The following is a 15,217-nucleotide window of genomic DNA, read 5'->3' as shown; positions in this document are numbered from 1 at the left end:
GTTCGCCCTCATTGACGCGTCTGTGACGCCTGCAAAAGTACAAGGCTATGGCTCAAGAAATCGAATTAAAATTTATCGTCGAAAAAGACAGCGTTGACGCACTCCGTCAGCATCTGCAGACCCTTTCCGGCGAACACCATGAACCGGTACAACTGCTTAATATCTATTACGAAACGCCAGACAACTGGCTGCGCCGCCATGATATGGGGTTGCGCATCCGTGGCGCGAACGGGCGCTACGAGATGACGATGAAAATCGCTGGCCGCGTGGTCGGCGGTTTGCATCAGCGCCCGGAATACAATATCGACATCAATCAGCCAGAACTTGAGCTGGATCGTTTCCCGGCAGAAGTCTGGCCGGACGGCGTGCTGCCAGAAACCTTATCCGCCGAGGTGAAACCGCTGTTTAGTACCGATTTCTGGCGTGAAAAATGGCTGGTAACGGAAGGGAAAAGCCGCATTGAAATCGCCCTCGATCAGGGTGAGGTAAAAGCGGGTGAGCTTCAGGAGCCGATTTGCGAGCTGGAGCTTGAACTGCTGGAGGGTGAAGTCCGGGACGTACTGAAGCTGGCGCGTAAGCTGGTAAGTCAGCCGGGCCTGCGTCAGGGCAGCCTGAGCAAAGCGGCGCGGGGGTATCATCTGGCCGCCGGGAATGCGCCGCGCCTGCTGAAAGAGACGACTATTTTGCACGTGCCACCGAAAGCCAGCGTTGAGCAGGGCATGGAGGCGGCGCTGGAGCTGGCGCTCTCACAGTGGCTTTATCATGAAGAGCTGTGGGTGCGTAATGTGAAAAACGCAAAAGCGCACGTGTTAGCGGCGATGAGCCTTGTGCGTCATACCCTGGCGCTGTTCGGCGGCATCGTACCTCGCAAAGCGAGCGCTCACTTACGTGACCTGCTGACCCAGACCGAAGCGCTGCTGCTCTCTGACGTATCCGCGCAAACGGCACTCTACAGCCCGCAAAACGCCGCCGCCAGGCTGGCGCTGACCGAGTTTCTGGTGACGCGCAGCTGGCGTGCCTTCCTGGATGCAAAAGCGCAGGCCAAAATTGAAGATAACTTCAAACGTTTCGCGGATATCCATCTTTCACGCCACGCGGCGGAGCTTAAAACCACCTTTGCGTATCCGCTGGGAGACCAGTATGGCGATCAGCTGATCCGCCTGTCGCGCAATATCGACAGCATGCTGCTGCTGTCGGGTGCCTATGACGGCCCTAAAGCGCAGGCCTGGCTGGAGAACTGGCAGGGGCTGAAACATGCTATCGAAACCCGTCAGCACATTGAGATTGAGCATTTCCGTAATGAAGCCATTTCGCAGGAGCCGTTCTGGCTGCACAGCGGAAAACGTTAACTCTGGCAAGGAACCCTATAATGCCGCTTTCTTCGCAGTTACAGCAGCAGTGGCAGACCGTTTGCGAACGTCTGCCTGAGTCATTACCGGCGTCATCGTTAAGCGAGCAGGCCAGGAGCGTGCTCACCTTCAGTGATTTTGTGCAGGAAAGTATCACCGCTTACCCGGACTGGCTGGAGGCGCTTGAGAGCACCCCGCCGCAGGCAGACGAGTGGCGGCATTATGCGGGCTGGTTGCAAACCGCACTTGAAGAGGTCGCGGATGAGGCGACACTGATGCGCGTCCTGCGCCAGTTCCGCCGCCGGGTGATGGTGCGTATTGCCTGGGCTCAGGCGCTGGAAATGGTCAGCGAAGAAAGTACCCTGCAGCAGCTGAGCGAGCTGGCACAGACGCTGATTGTTGCCGCACGGGACTGGCTCTATGCCGCCTGTTGTAAAGAGTGGGGCACGCCGTGCAATGAGGATGGGGTTCCTCAGCCACTCTTGATTCTGGGCATGGGCAAGCTCGGGGGCTGCGAACTGAATTTCTCCTCGGATATCGACCTGATTTTTGCCTGGCCGGAGAACGGCTCCACACGCGGGGGCCGCCGTGAACTGGACAATGCGCAGTTCTTTACCCGTCTCGGGCAACGTCTGATTAAAGCGCTGGATCAACCTACCCAGGATGGTTTTGTCTATCGCGTGGATATGCGCCTGCGCCCGTTTGGCGACAGCGGTCCGCTGGTGCTGAGCTTTGCGGCACTGGAAGATTATTACCAGGAGCAGGGGCGCGACTGGGAGCGTTACGCGATGGTCAAAGCGCGGATCATGGGAGACAGCGACGATGCCTACGCCAACGAGCTGCGCGCCATGCTGCGCCCGTTCGTGTTCCGTCGCTATATCGACTTCAGCGTTATTCAGTCGCTGCGCAACATGAAAGGAATGATCGCCCGTGAAGTGCGTCGCCGGGGTCTGAAGGACAACATCAAGCTCGGCGCGGGCGGCATTCGCGAAATCGAATTTATCGTTCAGGTCTTCCAGCTGATCCGCGGCGGACGTGAGCCTTCACTGCAATCCCGTTCGCTGCTGCCGACGCTGTCAGCCATAGAGCAACTGCATCTGCTGCCGGAAGGCGACGCGCAGATCCTGCGTGAGGCCTATCTGTTCCTGCGCCGCCTGGAAAACCTGCTGCAAAGCATCAATGACGAGCAGACCCAGACTTTACCAGGCGATGACCTGAACCGGGCGCGGCTGGCCTGGGGGATGCACGTCGACGACTGGTCAACGTTGACCGGGCAACTGGATGCGCATATGGCCGGCGTGCGCCGTGTCTTTAACGCGCTGATTGGTGACGATGAAAGTGAATCGCAGGACGATACGCTCTCTGAACACTGGCGCGAATTGTGGCAGGACGCGCTGCAGGAAGATGACACCACGCCGGTGCTGGCGCACCTGAGCGACGACGATCGCCATCGTGTGGTGGCGTTAATTGCTGATTTCCGTCTCGAACTGAATAAACGGGCCATTGGTCCGCGCGGTCGTCAGGTGCTGGATCATCTGATGCCGCACCTGCTGAGCAACGTCTGCTCGCGTGCGGATGCGCCGGTCCCGCTGTCGCGCATGATGCCGCTGCTGAGCGGGATCATCACCCGTACGACCTATCTTGAGTTGCTGAGCGAGTTCCCGGGCGCGCTCAAGCATCTGATTACGCTTTGCGCCGCTTCGCCGATGGTGGCCAACAAGCTGGCGCGGTATCCGCTGCTGCTGGATGAGCTGCTCGATCCCAATACGCTCTACCAGCCGACGGCAACGGACGCCTACCGTGACGAGCTGCGTCAGTATCTGCTGCGCGTACCGGAAGAGGACGAAGAGCAACAGCTGGAGGCGCTGCGTCAGTTTAAGCAGGCGCAAATGCTGCGCGTGGCGGCGGCAGATATCGCCGGAACGCTGCCAGTGATGAAAGTGAGCGATCACTTAACCTGGCTTGCAGAAGCGATCATTGATGCGGTGGTGCATCAGGCATGGATTCAGATGGTGGCGCGCTACGGCCATCCGAAACACCTTGCTGACCGCGAAGGCCGCGGTTTTGCCGTTGTGGGTTACGGTAAGCTCGGCGGATGGGAACTGGGGTACAGCTCGGATCTCGATTTAATCTTCCTGCATGACTGCCCGGCAGACGTCATGACCGACGGCGAACGTGAAATCGACGGGCGTCAGTTCTACCTGCGTCTGGCCCAGCGCATTATGCATCTGTTCAGCACCCGCACGTCATCCGGCATTTTATATGAAGTGGATGCGCGTCTGCGTCCTTCCGGCGCAGCCGGCATGCTGGTGACCTCAACGGAGTCCTTCGCTGAGTACCAGAAGAATGAAGCCTGGACGTGGGAACATCAGGCGCTGGTGCGAGCCCGCGTGGTGTATGGCGATCCGTCGCTGAAAACGCAGTTTGATGCCATTCGTCGGGAGATTATGACAACCCCGCGTGACGGCAGCACGCTGCAGACCGAGGTGCGTGAGATGCGCGAGAAAATGCGCGCGCACCTGGGCAATAAGCATCGCGATCGCTTTGATATTAAAGCGGATGAGGGCGGCATTACCGATATTGAATTTATTACGCAATATCTGGTGCTACGCCATGCGCACGCTAAACCGAAGCTGACCCGCTGGTCTGATAATGTGCGTATTCTGGAACTGCTGGCGCAAAACGACATTATGGATGAGCAGGAGTCGCAGGCCTTAACGCGCGCCTATACCACGCTGCGCGACGAGCTGCACCACCTGGCCTTACAGGAGCAGCCTGGCCACGTTGCGCTGGACTGTTTCGCCACTGAACGCGCGCAGGTCACCGCCAGCTGGCAGAAGTGGCTGGTGGAACCGTGCGTAACAAAACAAGTGTGATATTATCGCGCGCAAATTGTGAATCTTTCTGGAGTCAGGAATGAAAGTAACACTGCCAGAGTTTGAACGTGCTGGAGTTATGGTTGTCGGGGATGTCATGCTGGATCGCTACTGGTACGGGCCGACCAGCCGCATCTCTCCGGAAGCACCGGTACCGGTAGTTAAGGTCGACACCATTGAAGAGCGTCCTGGCGGCGCGGCAAACGTGGCGATGAACATTGCCTCTCTGGGCGCGCAGTCGCGTCTGGTTGGCTTAACCGGCATTGACGATGCGGCGCGTGCGCTGAGCAAGTCGCTGGCGGACGTGAATGTGAAGTGCGACTTCGTTTCGGTTCCGACACACCCGACGATCACCAAACTGCGCGTTCTGTCGCGTAACCAGCAGCTGATCCGCCTCGACTTCGAGGAAGGCTTTGAGGGCGTTGATCCTGAGCCGCTGCACGAGCGCATTAACCAGGCGCTGAGCACTATCGGCGCGCTGGTGCTGTCCGACTACGCCAAAGGTGCGCTGGCAAGCGTACAGCAGATGATTCAGCTCGCGCGTAAAGCCAATGTGCCCGTGCTGATCGACCCGAAAGGTACTGACTTTGAGCGCTATCGCGGCGCAACGCTGCTGACGCCAAACCTCTCTGAGTTTGAAGCGGTGGCGGGCAAATGTAAGACGGAAGAAGAGCTCGTTGAGCGCGGCATGAAGATCATTGCTGACTTCGAACTCTCCGCGCTGCTGGTGACCCGCTCCGAGCAGGGGATGACGCTGCTGCAGCCTGGCAAAGCGCCGCTGCATATGCCGACCCAGGCGCAGGAAGTGTATGACGTGACCGGTGCCGGCGACACGGTCATTGGCGTTCTGGCGGCGACGCTGGCGGCAGGGAACTCTCTGGAAGAAGCGTGCTACTTCGCTAATGCGGCAGCAGGCGTGGTCGTCGGCAAGCTGGGGACTTCCACCGTTTCGCCGATCGAACTGGAAAACGCGGTGCGTGGTCGTGCCGATACCGGTTTTGGCGTGATGAGCGAAGATGAGCTGAAAGTGGCCGTTGCCGCCGCCCGTAAACGCGGTGAAAAAGTGGTGATGACCAACGGCGTGTTCGACATCCTGCATGCCGGTCATGTCTCTTATCTGGCCAATGCGCGTAAGCTGGGCGACCGTCTGATTGTGGCGGTGAACAGCGATGCGTCGACGAAACGTCTTAAAGGTGAAACGCGTCCGGTGAACCCGCTGGAGCAGCGCATGATCGTGCTGGGTGCGCTGGAAGCAGTGGACTGGGTGGTGTCGTTTGAAGAAGATACCCCGCAGCGCCTGATTGCCGGTATTTTGCCGGATCTGCTGGTGAAAGGCGGCGATTACAAACCGGATCAAATCGCGGGCAGCGAAGAGGTCTGGGCCAATGGCGGTGAAGTGATGGTGCTCAACTTTGAGGACGGGTGCTCAACCACCAACATCATCAAGAAGATCCAGAAAGACAGCAAATAAAGTCAGCCAATAAAAAACGGGCCATCTGGCCCGTTTTTTTCACCCTCTCTTTGCAGGAGGGGGGGATCTTCGCAAACAACCCGTTATACGCGGCTGTTATTCTGCTTCATCAACCGGTGGAATGGCCGGTGCCGGTTTTACTTCCGCTGGCGTATTGCGGTTTTCCAGCTCGTTCAGACGCTGCTCCAGCAGGGCCAGCTTCTCGCGGGTACGCAGCAGAACCTGCGTCTGCACGTCAAACTCTTCGCGGCTGACTAAATCAAGGCGAACCAACTGCGCCTGCAGCGTCTGGCGGATTTTCTTCTCTACGTCATCCCCAAACTCACGAATGCCTTTTGGCATAGACTCATGAACCTGACGCGCAATTTGCTCAATTTTCTTCGGGTCAATCATTGTGGCTTCCCTTGATAAGACGGTGTTAATGAACATTGTAGCGCGTCATGCCCCAGGATAAAGGAGATTTTATGTCTGCGCATTGCCCAGGGTAATCAATCGCGTTATAGTTATCTCGCTTATTCTCAGGGCGGGGCGAAATTCCCCACCGGCGGTAAATCAGCGTAACGCTGAAAGCCCGCGAGCGCTTTGGGTCACCACTCAAAGGACAGCAGATCCGGTGTAATTCCGGGGCCGACGGTTAGAGTCCGGATGGGAGAGAGTAACGATCAAGTCGGGCCTGGCCCGCTCACGTTATCTTTTTGCCGCTAATACGGCGCTCCTAAGACTGCCCTGATTCTGGTAACCATAATGTTAATGAGGTTTTTTTACCATGAATCAGACGCTACTTTCCTCTTTTGGCACTTCTATTGAACGTGTTGAACATGCACTGGATGCACTGCGCGAAGGCCGCGGCGTGATGGTGCTTGACGATGAAAACCGTGAAAATGAAGGCGACATGATTTTCGCCGCCGAAAACATGACCGTTGAGCAGATGGCGCTGACCATCCGTCACGGTAGCGGCATCGTGTGCCTGTGTATCAACGAAGACCGTCGTAAGCAGCTCGACCTGCCCATGATGGTTGAAAACAACACCAGCGCCTTTGGAACCGGTTTTACCGTGACCATCGAAGCGGCACATGGCGTGACCACCGGCGTGTCGGCGGCTGACCGTCTGACCACCGTACGTGCCGCGATTGCCGATGATGCGAAGCCATCAGACCTGCATCGTCCAGGACACGTCTTCCCGTTGCGTGCGCAGGCCGGCGGTGTATTGACCCGTGGCGGTCACACCGAAGCGACCATTGACCTCGTGACCCTGGCAGGCTTTAAACCTGCGGGCGTACTGTGTGAACTCACCAACGACGATGGCACCATGGCACGTGCGCCGGAGTGCATCACCTTTGCCCGTCTGCATAATATGCCCGTGGTAACGATTGAAGATCTGGTGGAGTATCGCCAGGCGCACGCGCGCAAAGCCAGCTGAAAGGGCTGATGTGAAAAAGCCGGGGAAACCCGGCTTTTTTGTTGTGAGACGTTAATGCGCTATTGTTTTAGCCGATCCCTGCTGTTTGCAGCAGCACCAGGCTCAAGCCCATCACCGACATGCCGCACAGCACGCCATAGCTCGGGTTATTATTCGGATCGATCTCTTTCGCCAGCGGCATCAGCTCATCCACGGAGAGCGCCACCATTATCCCGGCCACGGCGGCCATGATAGCGGCCATCACCACAGGCGAGACCAGACTGCCCAGAATCAACCACGCCAGCACGCCGCCGAGAATTTCGGCCATCCCCGAGATCCCCGCCCAGAAGACCGCAGTCCGTTTCGAGCCCGTGGCGGCATAAACCGGCCCGGCCACTGCCAGTCCTTCAGGAATATTGTGCAAGGCTACCGCCAGGGCGATACCAAAGCCCATCTCCAGATTGCTGCTGGCGGTGACATAGGTTGCCACGCCTTCCGGGAAGTTGTGCAGGCTTATGCCGAGCGTTAACAGAATGGCCGTGCGCTTAATATTGCGCGGCATCGGGGTCACGCTTTTTTGCATTAAATCCTGCGGATGCGCGTGCGGCAGCATGCGGTCGAGGGCAAAGTAGCCAAGCAGGCCGAATACAAACATGCCATACCCCAGCACCGGAGACATGCCTTCGGTGCCCAGTGCGGCAGGGAGCATCTCCATCAGAGAGATGAGCAGCATGATCCCGGCAGCAAAGCCCAATGAGAAGGCCAGCACGCGGTTAGACGGCTTTTGACCAAGCACACCGAGAATGGCACCGATGAACGTTGCGGCGCCCGCCAGTATAGTCAGGATCAAGGGGACTGACATGCATTGCTCCTTATGATAATGATTATCATTAATATTAATGGTTCATTTCGGTCAAAGCGAGAGGCGAAACCCTGCTTTACACATTCCTTACATTCAAATTTCCTGATGATGATCTTCACGCTTATCAGCGTTCATCCGGGCGAGATTGCGCGTAATGTAGAACCATTAAATTGACACCTTCTGTAAGGATATCACCATGACTTCTTCCCGTATGCCAGCACTGTTTTTAGGCCACGGTAGCCCAATGAACGTTCTGGAAGACAACGTCTATACCCGAGTATGGCGTCATCTGGGCGAGACGCTACCGCGTCCGAAAGCGATTGTGGTGGTGTCTGCGCACTGGTTTACCCGGGGCACGGGCGTGACCGCAATGGAAACGCCAAAAACCATTCATGATTTCGGCGGCTTCCCGCAGGCGTTGTACGACACGCACTATCCGGCACCCGGCTCGCCAGCGCTGGCCCGACAGCTGGTGGAATTACTCGCGCCTGTGCCTGTGGCGCTGGATAACGAAGCCTGGGGCTTTGACCATGGCTCGTGGGGCGTACTGATAAAGATGTATCCCGAGGCGGACATCCCAATGGTGCAGTTGAGTATCGACAGCACTAAACCGGCGGCCTGGCACCTGGAGATGGGGCGAAAACTGGCGACCTTACGCGACGAGGGTATCATGCTGATCGCAAGCGGCAACGTGGTACACAACCTGCGTACAGCGCGCTGGCACGGTGAGAACACGCCATACCCGTGGGCGACATCTTTTAACGATTACGTGAAAGCAAATCTGACCTGGCAAGGGCCGGTTGAGGAGCATCCGCTGGTGAACTATCTGGATCACGAAGGCGGTTCACTCTCTAACCCGACGCCGGAACACTTTCTGCCGTTGCTGTATGTACTGGGCGCGTGGGATGGTCAGGAGCCGATCAGCATACCGGTCGATGGCATTGAGATGGGAAGCTTAAGTATGTTGTCGGTGCAGATTGGATAACGTATGCATGCCTTTCCCAAAGAGAAAGGGCCGGGATGAGGGCTTCCGCTCGCACCCCGGCACACCTGATCACTCGACAAAAATGTGCGGATAGAACCGTGACAGATCCTGCGTGATCAGCGCGCGATCTTCGCGGATGCCAATCCCGGCTGGCTGATCGTTGATGAGCCAGCTGCCAATCAGGGTATAGCTGTCACCAAACTTCGGCAGTTGATAAAACGCCTGGACGATCATTCCTTCCTCGCCGTAAGGCCCTTCAACGGCTTCCAGCGTTTTGCCATTTTCAATAATCGACACGTTCGCCCCTTCGCGGGAGAAGATCGGTTTAACGACGTATTTCTCCATCGGCGGGTGATCGTCTTCTGCAAAGTAAGCCGGCAGCAGGTTCGGATGGTTCGGGAACATCTCCCACAGCATCGGCAGCAGGGCTTTGTTGGAGATAATGCTCTTCCATGCCGGCTCCAGCCAGCGCACGCCGGCGTCTTCCAGCTTGGTGGAGAACATTTCACGCAGCATGTATTCCCACGGGTAGAGCTTGAACAGGTTGCTTATCACCTGATCCTGCAGGTCAGTAAACTGACCTTTCTCACCCAGGCCGATATCTTCGATATAGAGAAACTCGGTCGCCACTTCAGCTTCAGCCGCGCAGTCCTGCAGATATTGCACCGTGCCACGGTCTTCTTCCGTGTCACGGCAGCAGGCAAGGTGCAGCAGATTAAAACCATGCTGTTCGCGCAGTTCGGCGAAACGCTCAATCAGCTTTTCCTGCAGGCTGTTGAACTGGTCGCTGCCTTGCGGCAGGTTGCCGGCATTGGCCTGGTCTTCCAGCCAGATCCACTGGAAGAACGCCGCTTCGTACAGCGAGGTTGGCGTATCAGCATTGTTTTCCAGAAGCTTAGGATCGCCCACGCCGTCCCACGCCAGATCCAGACGTGAGTAAAGCGAAGGCTGGTGGGTTTTCCACGACTGGCGGACGAAACTCCAGGTGTGCTTCGGAATGCGGAACTTCGCCATCAGCGCGTCGCTGTCGATGACTTTATCCACCACCTTCAGGCACATCTGGTGCAGCTCGGCGGTCACCTCTTCCAGTTTCTCCACCTGGGCAAGCGTGAGCTTGTAGTAAGCGTCTTCACACCAGTATGGTTCGCCGTACATGGTGTGGAAGTTAAAACCGTATTCGGTCGCTTTTTCGCGCCAGTCCGGGCGCTCGGTGATACTGACTCGTTCCATGATCAGCCGCCCATTGAGCGAGTGGACGTGCCTGACGCGCTACGCTGCATGCTGGTCTGTTTCGCCACAGACTCACCGAACCCGCCACGGGTAATGGTGCTGGTGGTCGCGGGCTTCGGAGCCATCGCCGTTTTCGGTACGGTTACGGAGCGGCCAGGGGTGGCTGCGCCATAGCCTTTGCCGCTGGCATCGGTATATTGACCATAAGCCGGGCTGGCCGGGTTTTTCGAGCTAAACAGCGGCTGCTGCTGGTAACCCGCACCACCACTCATCAGGCGGCCCATCATGTAACCTGCCATCAGCGGCATCCAGAAACTGCCGCTGGACTGGGCCTGTGCCTGGTTTTCAGGGGCGGTGCCTGCCTGAGCCGGCGCCTGCTGGCACTGACCTTCACCGAACTCTGCCACGCAGTCTTCACGTGAAGCATATTTCGGCGCAGTACGTTCCGCCTCTTTCAGGGCGTTGGTATATGCCGTTTTACACTCTGTGGCATTGCCGGTTGCAGCAGAACAGTCGTCCGCGTTTTGATAAAGCGAAACTGTTTCATCGCTTTTCTCACAGCCTGCCAGCATAAAGACAGCCGTGACGGCCAGCGCAACAGGGGTGAGATGACGCGCGTTCCAGCTTTTGCGGAACGAAGCGTGATTGATAGATTTTGTCCGTTTCATCGTTGTCTTCCTGGACCCAGTGGTAATAACGCTCAGGATAGAGGATGAGTGGTTGAAAATGAAGCGATGATGGCCGGAATGAGGGGGATCTTTACGTTGGCTTACGTTCAGGTGTGATTTGCGTACGCCCTCTCCCGAAAGGAGAGGGGTATGGCGAGGGCATCAGGCCGCAGTGGGCCCGATGACATGCTTAATTGCGGAACGGGTTGTTACCGCTGCTGGCGGGTGCAGTCGTACGTGCGGCAGCTGGCTGCGCGGCAGGTGCAGCACCGTTACCGTTGAAGTTATCAACGGCGGCAACCTGCTCAGGGTTCTCTGGCGCAACATTTTCCGGAGAAGTAGAGACAGGTTTACCCAGGGTGCTGTTCAGCATCTGCAGATCCTGCTCGTTCAACGTACCCAGCGCCTGTTTGATGTTCAGCTGGTTAATCAGGTACTGATAACGTGCGCTGGAGAGCTGCTGTTTCGCGTTGTACAGCGTGGTCGTTGCGTCCAGGACGTCAACGATGGTACGCGTACCCACGGAGTAACCCGCTTCCATGGCATCAAGAGAGCTCTGCGCAGACACTACGGCCTGTTTATAGGCGTTGATGCTGCTGATAGAGGCATTCACGTTGTTGAAGGACGAACGAACGGTCTGTACCACGTTGCGGTGGGCACTTTCCAGCTGTTCGCTCGCGCCAACAAAGTTGTACTGCGCCTGTTTCACCTGAGAGGTCACCTGGCCGCCCTGGTACAGTGGCAGCGAGAAGTTAAGACCCACTTTGTTCTGACCCATGTTGCTGTCGTCGTACTGGGAGGTGTTCGTTTTAGAACCACTGTAAGTGGTATCAGACACGCCGGTAGACGCGCTCAGGCTCAGGGTCGGCAGGTGGCCGTCCTGTGCCTGACGGATTTGCTCGCGGGCCAGATCCTGGCTCAGACGCGCCTGCAGTAACGTCAGGTTGCGGTTTTCCGCTTCTTTCAGCAGGGCGTTAACGGCCTGCGGTTTATCCGTTTTGAAGCTGTCGACGTTCAGCGACGCCAGCTCAGGGTAGTAATTCCCGGTAACCTGACGCAGGGATTCCAGCGCGTTATCGAGGTTGTTACGTGCGGTCACTTCGTTGGCCAGGACGCTATCGTATTGTGAACGGGCGTTCTGAACGTCAGTGATTGCCACCAGACCCACGTTGAAACGCTGGGTGGTTTGATCTAACTGGCGGTAAATCGCCTGTTTCTGCGCTTCGGTGTAGGAGAGCGAGTCGATTGCGCTCAGCACGTTGAAGTATGCGGTGGCGGTGTTCAGGATCAGCGTCTGCTGATCGGTCTGATACGTCACATCCTGGATGCCCGCGCTCTTTTCCTGCAAGGTCAGGGCACGCCATTTGGACATATCAAACAGCGTCTGTGTTAATTGCAGTGAGGCGCTGGTAGCATTGGAGTTAACGCCATTGGCGTCGCGGAAGCCGTTGCTGTAGGTATAATCTGCACCTAAACCTAACTGTGGCAGCAATGGGCTACGCGCTTCGTTAATCTTTTCAAACGCAGCATCACGATCGGCCGCTGATTTACGTAAATCAGGGTTGCCCAGACGTGCCTGCTGGTAGACCTGTAACAGGTTTTCCGCCTGGCTCATTGCACTGAAGCCCGTCAGGCTCAGGCCGATAAGGATGGGGAGCAATTTCTTCATTTGCATTCCTTGTTGTGAAGCAGTATTAGCGCTGATCTAATTAAAAAATAATTGCCGATTCTAACAGAATCTTCCATACCAAAAGGTTGGCGTTACGTGCCATCTGGCGGTAATTTGCACCAATCTACCATATAGCCTTACAAACGGCAGCCAAACAGCCTTGAAATTCATAATTTCATCACCATTGCTACCAGGACTCGACTCATGCAAAAACCAGAAAACTTGCCCGTGACATTCGCGAAAAACGATGTAGAAATTATTGCACGAGAAACGCTTTATAGCGGTTTTTTTTCAATGGAACTTTACCGTTTCAGGCATCGCCTGTTTAACGGCGAAATGAGCGGTGAAATCAGACGCGAAATTTTTGAGCGCGGGCATGCGGCAGTCTTGCTACCCTTTGACCCAGTGCGTGATGAAGTCGTGCTGGTGGAGCAGATCCGCATTGCCGCGTATGACGTCAGCGCCAGCCCCTGGCTGCTGGAGATGGTGGCCGGCATGATTGAAGAGGGCGAATCGGTCGAAGACGTTGCCCGCCGCGAGGCGCTGGAAGAGGCGGGGCTGGTGGTTGGCCGGACAAAACCGGTGCTGAGTTATCTGGCAAGCCCAGGCGGCACCAGCGAGCGCTTGTCCATTATGGTGGGCGAAGTGGACGCCACGACGGCGGAAGGGATCCACGGTCTGGCAGATGAAAACGAAGATATTCGGGTTCATGTGGTGAGTCGGGAGCAGGCTTATCAGTGGGTAGAAGAGGGGAAAATCGACAACGCAGCGTCTGTCATCGCTCTGCAATGGCTGCAACTGCATTATCAGACTTTACGAAACGAGTGGAAAAAATGAAGCGTTATACACCTGACTTCCCAGAAATGATGCGCCTGTGCGAAACCAATTTCGCACAATTGCGCCGCCTGCTGCCGAAAAACGACGCACCCGGCGAAACGGTGAGCTATCAGGTGAGCAACGCGCAGTATCGATTAACGATAACAGAATCAACGCGCTACACTACGCTTGTCGAAATTGAACAAACGGCGCCCAGCATTAGCTACTGGAGCCTGCCGTCGATGACGGTGCGCCTTTACCATGACGCGATGGTCGCTGAAGTGTGTTCAAGCCAGCAGATCTTTCGCTTCAAAGCGCGGTATGATTATCCGAATAAAAAGTTGCATCAACGCGACGAAAAGCATCAAATTAACCAGTTTTTAGCCGACTGGCTAAGATATTGTTTAGCACATGGAGCAATGGCGATTCCGGTTTGTTAGCGTCATAAACCTACCTAAGGACACCATTTGGAAAGCCTGTTGAACCTGACTGTTGCTGGTGGGGCACCAGTCAGGATATTACAAATCACCGATACCCACCTTTTTGCCGAAAAGCATGAAACTCTGCTTGGGGTGAATACCTGGGAGAGTTATCAGGCGGTACTTAGCGCCATTCACGCTGAAAATCGCCCATGCGATCTGATTGTCGCGACGGGCGATCTGGCGCAGGACCAATCCTCCGCGGCCTACCAGCATTTCGCTGAAGGCATCGCGAGTTTTAGCGTGCCTTGCGTCTGGCTACCGGGAAATCACGATTTCCAGCCTGCCATGTACAGCTCGCTGCAGGATGCGGGGATCTCTCCGGCAAAATGTGTTTTTGTGGGTGACCACTGGCAGATCCTGCTGCTGGACAGCCAGGTCTTTGGCGTCCCACACGGTGAGTTAAGCGACTTTCAACTCGACTGGCTTGAGACCAAACTGTCTGCCGAACCTGAACGTCATACGCTGCTGTTGCTGCATCATCATCCTTTGCCGGCGGGCTGTAGCTGGCTTGATCAACACAGCCTGCGCAACTCTGCCGCGCTGGACAGAGTGCTGGCGAAATTCCCGCGGGTGCAGAATCTCCTGTGCGGACACATTCATCAGGAACAGGATCTCGACTGGAATGGCCGCCGGCTGCTGGCCACGCCCTCGACCTGCGTTCAGTTCAAGCCGCATTGCGCAAACTTTACCCTGGACACCATCGCACCGGGCTGGCGCTGGCTCGAACTGCATCCCGATGGCCTGCTCACCACGGAAGTCTGCCGTTTAACCGGCGCAAAATTCCGCCCGGACACCGCTTCAGAAGGCTATTGATGTCTACGCTCCTCTATCTGCACGGATTCAACAGTTCGCCGCGCTCCGCGAAAGCGACGCAGTTTCGCCAGTGGCTGAGCGAACATCACCCGCACGTTGAGATGATTATCCCTCAACTGCCGCCTTACCCGGCGGAAGCCGCAGAAATGCTGGAATCGGTAGTGATGGAACACGGCGGCGAATCGTTCGGCGTGGTCGGTTCTTCGCTGGGCGGATATTACGCCACCTGGCTCTCGCAATGTTTTATGCTGCCCGCGGTGGTGGTTAACCCGGCGGTTCGGCCATTTGAGCTGCTGCGGGACTTTCTCGGGCAAAACGAGAACCCCTACACCGGCCAACAATATGTGCTAGAGTCACGCCATATTTACGATCTCAAAGTTATGCAGGTAGACCCGCTTGAAGCGCCCGATCTTATCTGGTTGCTGCAACAGACGGGTGATGAAGTGCTGGATTACCGCCAGGCAGTGGCGTATTACGCATCCTGCCGCCAGACTATAGAAGAAGGCGGAAACCATGCTTTCACGGGCTTTGAGAATCATTTCACCCAGATTGTCGATTTTCTTGGACTGCACAGCCACTGACAATCAATGCGAACTG

14 protein-coding genes and 1 riboswitch are annotated in these 15,217 nt (G+C 56.5%); of the genes, 9 read left to right on the top strand and 5 right to left on the bottom strand.

Going from position 1 to position 15,217, the window contains the following annotated elements; all coding sequences use genetic code 11:
* Nucleotides 1–47 precede the first annotated feature (47 nt).
* The 3 genes from ACMGG3_RS14915 to hldE are packed head-to-tail and all read left to right on the top strand — an operon-like array spanning nucleotide 48 to nucleotide 5,696.
* Nucleotides 48–1,349, top strand: a complete 1,302-nt coding sequence (locus tag ACMGG3_RS14915) for an inorganic triphosphatase (protein WP_063156861.1) — start codon at nucleotides 48–50, stop codon at nucleotides 1,347–1,349.
* Between the two features lie 17 nt (nucleotides 1,350–1,366).
* Nucleotides 1,367–4,225 carry a bifunctional [glutamate--ammonia ligase]-adenylyl-L-tyrosine phosphorylase/[glutamate--ammonia-ligase] adenylyltransferase gene (gene glnE / locus ACMGG3_RS14910; RefSeq protein WP_414149921.1) on the top strand — a complete coding sequence of 953 codons (2,859 nt, stop codon included), beginning with the start codon at nucleotides 1,367–1,369 and terminating at the stop codon, nucleotides 4,223–4,225.
* Nucleotides 4,226–4,265: 40 nt separating this feature from the next.
* A complete protein-coding gene (gene hldE / locus ACMGG3_RS14905; RefSeq protein WP_020883633.1) occupies nucleotides 4,266–5,696 on the top strand; it encodes a bifunctional D-glycero-beta-D-manno-heptose-7-phosphate kinase/D-glycero-beta-D-manno-heptose 1-phosphate adenylyltransferase HldE in 1,431 nt (476 codons plus the stop codon).
* Between the two features lie 96 nt (nucleotides 5,697–5,792).
* Here the strand turns inward: hldE and ubiK are convergent, their stop codons facing one another.
* Entirely contained in the window at nucleotides 5,793–6,089 is a 297-nt protein-coding gene (gene ubiK, locus ACMGG3_RS14900; RefSeq protein WP_020883634.1) for a ubiquinone biosynthesis accessory factor UbiK, read from the bottom strand.
* Nucleotides 6,090–6,206: 117 nt separating this feature from the next.
* Nucleotides 6,207–6,357, top strand: a riboswitch (FMN riboswitch).
* Nucleotides 6,358–6,462: 105 nt separating this feature from the next.
* Here ubiK and ribB point away from each other — a divergent pair.
* Complete coding sequence (ribB, locus tag ACMGG3_RS14895; protein ID WP_014171649.1) at nucleotides 6,463–7,116, top strand: 3,4-dihydroxy-2-butanone-4-phosphate synthase; 654 nt, start codon at nucleotides 6,463–6,465, stop codon at nucleotides 7,114–7,116.
* 67 nt (nucleotides 7,117–7,183) lie between these two features.
* Here ribB and zupT read toward each other — a convergent pair whose 3' ends face one another.
* Nucleotides 7,184–7,957 carry a zinc transporter ZupT gene (gene zupT, locus ACMGG3_RS14890; protein WP_014171648.1) on the bottom strand — a complete coding sequence of 258 codons (774 nt, stop codon included), beginning with the start codon at nucleotides 7,955–7,957 and terminating at the stop codon, nucleotides 7,184–7,186.
* Nucleotides 7,958–8,153: 196 nt separating this feature from the next.
* Between zupT and ygiD the strand changes: the two genes are divergently transcribed.
* Nucleotides 8,154–8,942, top strand: coding sequence for a 4,5-DOPA dioxygenase extradiol (ygiD, locus tag ACMGG3_RS14885; protein WP_020883636.1), 789 nt, complete (start codon nucleotides 8,154–8,156; stop codon nucleotides 8,940–8,942).
* Between the two features lie 69 nt (nucleotides 8,943–9,011).
* Here the strand turns inward: ygiD and ACMGG3_RS14880 are convergent, their stop codons facing one another.
* From ACMGG3_RS14880 to tolC, 3 genes are all read right to left on the bottom strand, one after another.
* Nucleotides 9,012–10,172: a glutathionylspermidine synthase family protein gene (locus ACMGG3_RS14880; RefSeq protein ID WP_014171646.1), complete on the bottom strand. Its 1,161-nt coding sequence runs from the start codon at nucleotides 10,170–10,172 to the stop codon at nucleotides 9,012–9,014.
* Between the two features lie 2 nt (nucleotides 10,173–10,174).
* Entirely contained in the window at nucleotides 10,175–10,840 is a 666-nt protein-coding gene (locus tag ACMGG3_RS14875) for a DUF1190 family protein (RefSeq protein WP_414149284.1), read from the bottom strand.
* A 190-nt stretch (nucleotides 10,841–11,030) separates the two neighbouring features.
* The gene (gene tolC, locus ACMGG3_RS14870) at nucleotides 11,031–12,509 is read right to left on the bottom strand and encodes an outer membrane channel protein TolC (protein ID WP_020883637.1); all 1,479 of its coding nucleotides are present in this window, start codon (nucleotides 12,507–12,509) and stop codon (nucleotides 11,031–11,033) included.
* A gap of 204 nt (nucleotides 12,510–12,713) precedes the next feature.
* On the opposite strand from tolC, the gene nudF reads away from it, so the two are divergent.
* Genes nudF through yqiA form a run of 4 tightly spaced genes read left to right on the top strand, consistent with a single transcriptional unit; the run spans nucleotide 12,714 to nucleotide 15,201 of the window.
* On the top strand, nucleotides 12,714–13,346 hold the full coding sequence (nudF, locus tag ACMGG3_RS14865; protein WP_014171643.1) for an ADP-ribose diphosphatase: 633 nt from the start codon (nucleotides 12,714–12,716) through the stop codon (nucleotides 13,344–13,346).
* Nucleotides 13,343–13,765, top strand: coding sequence for a DUF1249 family protein (locus ACMGG3_RS14860; protein ID WP_014833293.1), 423 nt, complete (start codon nucleotides 13,343–13,345; stop codon nucleotides 13,763–13,765). The genes nudF and ACMGG3_RS14860 overlap by 4 nt, the downstream gene beginning before the upstream one ends.
* A 27-nt stretch (nucleotides 13,766–13,792) precedes the next feature.
* Complete coding sequence (gene cpdA, locus ACMGG3_RS14855) at nucleotides 13,793–14,620, top strand: 3',5'-cyclic-AMP phosphodiesterase (protein WP_014171641.1); 828 nt, start codon at nucleotides 13,793–13,795, stop codon at nucleotides 14,618–14,620.
* Nucleotides 14,620–15,201 carry an esterase YqiA gene (gene yqiA / locus ACMGG3_RS14850; protein ID WP_025203008.1) on the top strand — a complete coding sequence of 194 codons (582 nt, stop codon included), beginning with the start codon at nucleotides 14,620–14,622 and terminating at the stop codon, nucleotides 15,199–15,201. The genes cpdA and yqiA overlap by 1 nt, the downstream gene beginning before the upstream one ends.
* Nucleotides 15,202–15,217 lie beyond the last annotated feature (16 nt).

The organism is Enterobacter sp. BNK-18 (assembly GCF_047456135.1).
Taxonomy (GTDB): domain Bacteria; phylum Pseudomonadota; class Gammaproteobacteria; order Enterobacterales; family Enterobacteriaceae; genus Enterobacter; species Enterobacter ludwigii.
Note: the sequence above shows the minus strand (reverse complement) of the source record. Positions and strands in the feature narration are given on the sequence as shown.

Bases quoted from the DNA above. Each gene is read 5' to 3' on its own strand.
- ACMGG3_RS14915 (WP_063156861.1), top strand. From the start codon at position 48: ATGGCTCAAGAAATCGAATTAAAATTTATCGTCGAAAAAGACAGCGTT.
- hldE (WP_020883633.1), top strand. From the start codon at position 4,266: ATGAAAGTAACACTGCCAGAGTTTGAACGTGCTGGAGTTATGGTTGTC.
- ubiK (WP_020883634.1), bottom strand. From the start codon at position 6,089: ATGATTGACCCGAAGAAAATTGAGCAAATTGCGCGTCAGGTTCATGAG.
- ribB (WP_014171649.1), top strand. From the start codon at position 6,463: ATGAATCAGACGCTACTTTCCTCTTTTGGCACTTCTATTGAACGTGTT.
- zupT (WP_014171648.1), bottom strand. From the start codon at position 7,957: ATGTCAGTCCCCTTGATCCTGACTATACTGGCGGGCGCCGCAACGTTC.
- ygiD (WP_020883636.1), top strand. From the start codon at position 8,154: ATGACTTCTTCCCGTATGCCAGCACTGTTTTTAGGCCACGGTAGCCCA.
- ACMGG3_RS14880 (WP_014171646.1), bottom strand. From the start codon at position 10,172: ATGGAACGAGTCAGTATCACCGAGCGCCCGGACTGGCGCGAAAAAGCG.
- ACMGG3_RS14875 (WP_414149284.1), bottom strand. From the start codon at position 10,840: ATGAAACGGACAAAATCTATCAATCACGCTTCGTTCCGCAAAAGCTGG.
- tolC (WP_020883637.1), bottom strand. From the start codon at position 12,509: ATGAAGAAATTGCTCCCCATCCTTATCGGCCTGAGCCTGACGGGCTTC.
- nudF (WP_014171643.1), top strand. From the start codon at position 12,714: ATGCAAAAACCAGAAAACTTGCCCGTGACATTCGCGAAAAACGATGTA.
- ACMGG3_RS14860 (WP_014833293.1), top strand. From the start codon at position 13,343: ATGAAGCGTTATACACCTGACTTCCCAGAAATGATGCGCCTGTGCGAA.
- yqiA (WP_025203008.1), top strand. From the start codon at position 14,620: ATGTCTACGCTCCTCTATCTGCACGGATTCAACAGTTCGCCGCGCTCC.